The following is a 4,077-nucleotide window of genomic DNA, read 5'->3' as shown; positions in this document are numbered from 1 at the left end:
TTTTAAAAAACCATTCAAGCATAGGATACCTGCCATTGAGATTCAATGCCTTCCTAAGCTATAATGGTTTTCCAGAATGGCGCACTTTACCAAACTAATTTCATTAAGTTTGGAAGTCCGAAAGGGGATACCCCTTTACCCCATAAAATTATTTTGTTGTTGTTGAGAAAAGACAAAAAAGAAAATGGCAATTTATCACTTTTCAGTTAAAGCGATCAGTCGAGCAGATGGGCGAAGTGCCATAGCTGCTGCTGCCTATCGCTCAGGTGAAAAATTGATAGACCAAAAACAACAGCAAGAGCAGGATTACACAAGAAAGACAGGCGTAGAGTTTAAAAAAATCTATGCTCCTGACAATGCAAAAGCAGAACTCTTAGACCGTCAAAGCCTTTGGAACATCGTTGAAAAAGTTGAGAACCGTAAAAACTCAGTCCTAGCAAGAGAGTTTGAAATTGCCTTTCCCCAAGAGCTAAACGCAGAACAACGCCAACAGCTCCTAGATGATTTATGCAAAAAGATTGTAGAGCGTCATAACGTCATCGTTGATGCTGTCATTCATGCCCCGCATACAAGGGGTGGAAGTGATGAACGAAACTATCATGCTCATATTCTGTTTACGAGCCGACAGCTAGACAAAGACACAGGCGAGTTTTCTAAAAATAAATTTCGTGATTTCAATAAAGAGAAATCATCCGAAACGGTTGCAGCTTGGCGTAAAGACTTTGCCGATCTTGCAAATCACTACCTAGAAAAAAATAACTTTGATGCCCGTATAGATCACCGCAGCTATGCAGACCGAGGAATTGATTTAGAAGCCACATGGCATGAAGGCGTTGCAGTTACAGCAATGAAACGTAGATACGAACGTGAACAATTAAAACCAGTTGAAGAGCGTAATCCGAAAATCATCATGCCAACCGTTGCACTAGAAAACGATGCAATCAGGGCGAGAAATGCTGAAAAATTGGCAAATGAACAGATTATTAAGGGCTTAGACCAAGAAATCATCTTAGAAGAGCGCAGATTAAGCCAACTAAAATTAGAGCGCAGCCAATTAGAACAGCAACCTATCAAGCCACTGGAGCAGCCGCAGAAAGCCACCGCCACAGATGCCCGAAACGCTATAGCCAAGTACAAGACCGCTATTGAAACCACCGCTAACAAGGTTTTTCAGGAACAACAAGCAAAACAGATCGAAGATGCAAAAACATGGTTAGCCAAAATTGAGGATATGCGAGCCAAAACCCCTTTATTTTTAGGCAAAAAAGAACATCTAGCCAAAATTGCCCAAGAAGTTAGGCAGTACGAAGAAATGCGCTCAAACTTTGCAAAATTCAAAGAGTCAGGCGTAACAGATGAGCATCGAGCAACAGCTATAGCGATTATTGAGCGCAACAAGCCAAATATGGCGTTAAATGCCCGAAACGCTGAAAAATACCTACAAGAAAGACAGCTAGAACAAGCAAAAGAGCAACTCAACCCTAATATTTCAATTTTGGCTAAAACCAATAATTCTTATTATGGAAAAGTCCTACAGTCAGGTACTCAAGGCACAGTTCAAAGCACAAAAGATGGGCTTGTTTATCATCCTCAAATAAAAGACCTGAAAACAGGGAAAGAGTACACGCTCACATACACTGAAAATCAGGTAAAAATCCTTGAAAATATCGAAATTAATCGAAAAACAGGGAAATCACAGGACAATGAGATTAAAAGATAGCTCTAAAACTCCATATTTTGCGATTACAGCCACCTTTAACAGTTTTCCATAGCGGAGTACTGCTGCAATTCAAAACATGGCTAAAAACGCTTAAAAACATCCTTGTATAAAATTTAAGATTATCTTTTTTGTCTTTTAATTAAGCCTATCTAAACAATAAAAAAGTATGTGTACTGTACTGTATCGTATTTTAGTACAGTACAGTACAGTACAAAATCGGTAAACATAAACAATAACAAGTATTTATTAGCGAGTGTCTACGAGCGACACAATGAAAAGTTGCGCCTAGACCCTCTGAAAAACCGCTTTTGCTTTTTTTTGAGCCTAGTCCCTTGTGTTTAGCGAGTGCCTACGAGCGAAGTATTGGAGCTTTTGCTTTTCAAAAAATATGAGCGAAGCGAATTCATAGTTGCTTTTGCTGAATTGGTATCTCAAACAGGAATAGCCAAAAACTGCCCCAAAGCTGTGAGCGATAGCGAACAGCAATAGAGTTTGAGCGAAGCGAAAACATAGGGCAGTTTTCCACAGGTTTTTTTAAAGTTTTGGGCTTTTAATTCTTTTAAGAGCTTTTAAATGCTTTTAAGTCCTCTGAAACATAAGCCTAGCAAGGCTTTCATCTCTTATAAACGGACATTTACCCTGCTATAAACGGACATTTACCCTGCTATAAACGGACATTTACCCTGCTATAAACGGACATTTACCCTGCTTAAAATGACTATTTACAACATGTCATTTTAATGATAATTTTCTATTTGTCCTTTTATTATCAAAATGAAGAATAATTATGAGCTTGGTTGTGAAAGATAATTCATTAATAAATGCGAGCTATACATTGGGCTTAGTTGAGCAACGGCTCATTCTGTTAGCCATCATTGAAGCAAGGGAAACAGGCAAAGGGATAGATACAGAAACATTCCTAGAAATTCACGCCCAACACTATGCAGACCGCTTTCATGTTGATGTTAAAAACACCTATGCAATGCTGTCAGATGCAGTAATGACGCTGTTTAATCGTCAAGTGACGTATATGACAGTGGACGAGAAACGGAATAAACCTGAAAAGCGTGTGATTCGATGGGTGAGTGGCATTTCCTATGTCGAGGGTGCAGGTATTGTTAAGTTACGCTTTGCTCCTGAAATTGTGCCGTTAATCACTCGCTTAGAGCAGAATTTTACTAGCTATGAATTGATGCAAGTTGCTAACTTAAATTTATACGCTACTCGTTTATACGAGCTATTAGTGTCTTGGCGAAGTACAGGAAAAACCCCAACCATTGAAATTAACGACTTTCGCTCAAGAATTGGCTTGGTCGACAATGAATATAAAGCAATGTGCGATTTCAAAAAGCGTGTCCTAGACCCAGCAATTAAGCAAATTAACGAACATACCGATATAACCGTCAAAGTAGAGCAACATAAGACAGGGCGATCTATTACAGGCTTTTCATTCAAGTTCAAACCAAAGCAACAAGCCAAAATAGAAAAGACAATAGACCCTAAAAGAGATCCAAACACGCCTGACTTGTTTATCAAAATGACCGATGCACAACGTCATTTATTTGCAAATAAAATGTCTGAAATGCCCGAAATGTCTAAGTATTCGCAAGGTACGGAAAGCTATCAGCAGTTTGCTGTACGTATTGCTGAAATGCTTTTACAACCTGAAAAATTTAGAGAACTTTACCCACTTTTAGAAAAAGCAGGATTTAAATAATGATTGAGTTAGATAATTTTAATTTTGATGAAGAAGTTGCCAAATTCAATGATGTTATTTTCAATCAGAGTAATGAAGTAAAAGCAAAGATATTGACTGGATATTTAAGCTCTATTATTGATGTTGAGATTAAACATTTTGATGATTTCAATGATCATAAAACAGTGCTTAAAGATATTGAAAGCAAAGTAACCTTTGCTATCAATATGCTAAAAACAATACAAAATTAATTATGGCAGATTAAATAATTTTCTATCCCGATCTTCTGTTAAATACTCGTTGATTTCAGCGAGTATTTTTTGTTTCTCTGCTTCATCTTCCATTTTCTTGAGCAAGTAAGAACCCAGTAAAATTTTACGTCTAGTTTCATCCTTTCGTTCTTGTTCCTTCTGTTTTGCCTTCTCACGATTAACAAGAGCCTGCCTTCTAGCTTTAATCGCCTGCAACTTTTCAAGAGCCTTTTTTTCTTGCTGTTCCAATGTTTCTAATGTCGAACTCATATTTATTTTGCCTTTTTAAAAAACCATTCAAGCATAGGATACCTGCCATTGAGATTCAATGCCTTCCTAAGCTATAATGGTTTTCCAGAATGGCGCACTTTACCAAACTAATTTCATTAAGTTTGGAAGTCCGAAAGGGG

At 37.7% G+C, this 4,077-nt stretch carries 4 protein-coding genes; 3 read left to right on the top strand and 1 reads right to left on the bottom strand.

The window, feature by feature from the left end; genetic code table 11:
* Positions 1-184 precede the first annotated feature (184 nt).
* The 3 genes from mobQ to FTV52_RS14250 all read left to right on the top strand — a co-directional run bounded on the left by mobQ (position 185) and on the right by FTV52_RS14250 (position 3,667).
* The gene (gene mobQ / locus FTV52_RS14260; protein WP_179991032.1) at positions 185-1,720 is read left to right on the top strand and encodes a MobQ family relaxase; all 1,536 of its coding nucleotides are present in this window, start codon (positions 185-187) and stop codon (positions 1,718-1,720) included.
* A 787-nt stretch (positions 1,721-2,507) separates the two neighbouring features.
* Positions 2,508-3,437: a replication initiation protein RepM gene (gene repM, locus FTV52_RS14255; protein WP_179991031.1), complete on the top strand. Its 930-nt coding sequence runs from the start codon at positions 2,508-2,510 to the stop codon at positions 3,435-3,437.
* A complete protein-coding gene (locus tag FTV52_RS14250; protein WP_005028396.1) occupies positions 3,437-3,667 on the top strand; it encodes a hypothetical protein in 231 nt (76 codons plus the stop codon). Before repM ends, FTV52_RS14250 begins: the two co-directional genes overlap by 1 nt.
* Here FTV52_RS14250 and FTV52_RS14245 read toward each other — a convergent pair whose 3' ends face one another.
* On the bottom strand, positions 3,668-3,937 hold the full coding sequence (locus tag FTV52_RS14245; RefSeq protein WP_179991030.1) for a mobilization protein: 270 nt from the start codon (positions 3,935-3,937) through the stop codon (positions 3,668-3,670).
* Between the last annotated feature and the right edge of the window lie 140 nt (positions 3,938-4,077).

Source organism: Acinetobacter sp. YH1901141, from assembly GCF_013416935.1.
GTDB lineage: Bacteria > Pseudomonadota > Gammaproteobacteria > Pseudomonadales > Moraxellaceae > Acinetobacter > Acinetobacter towneri.
The sequence above is the reverse complement of the archived record's forward strand: the minus strand, read 5'-3'. Positions and strand labels throughout refer to the sequence as shown.

Bases quoted from the DNA above. Each gene is read 5' to 3' on its own strand.
- mobQ (WP_179991032.1), top strand. From the start codon at position 185: ATGGCAATTTATCACTTTTCAGTTAAAGCGATCAGTCGAGCAGATGGG.
- FTV52_RS14245 (WP_179991030.1), bottom strand. From the start codon at position 3,937: ATGAGTTCGACATTAGAAACATTGGAACAGCAAGAAAAAAAGGCTCTT.
- FTV52_RS14250 (WP_005028396.1), top strand. From the start codon at position 3,437: ATGATTGAGTTAGATAATTTTAATTTTGATGAAGAAGTTGCCAAATTC.
- repM (WP_179991031.1), top strand. From the start codon at position 2,508: ATGAGCTTGGTTGTGAAAGATAATTCATTAATAAATGCGAGCTATACA.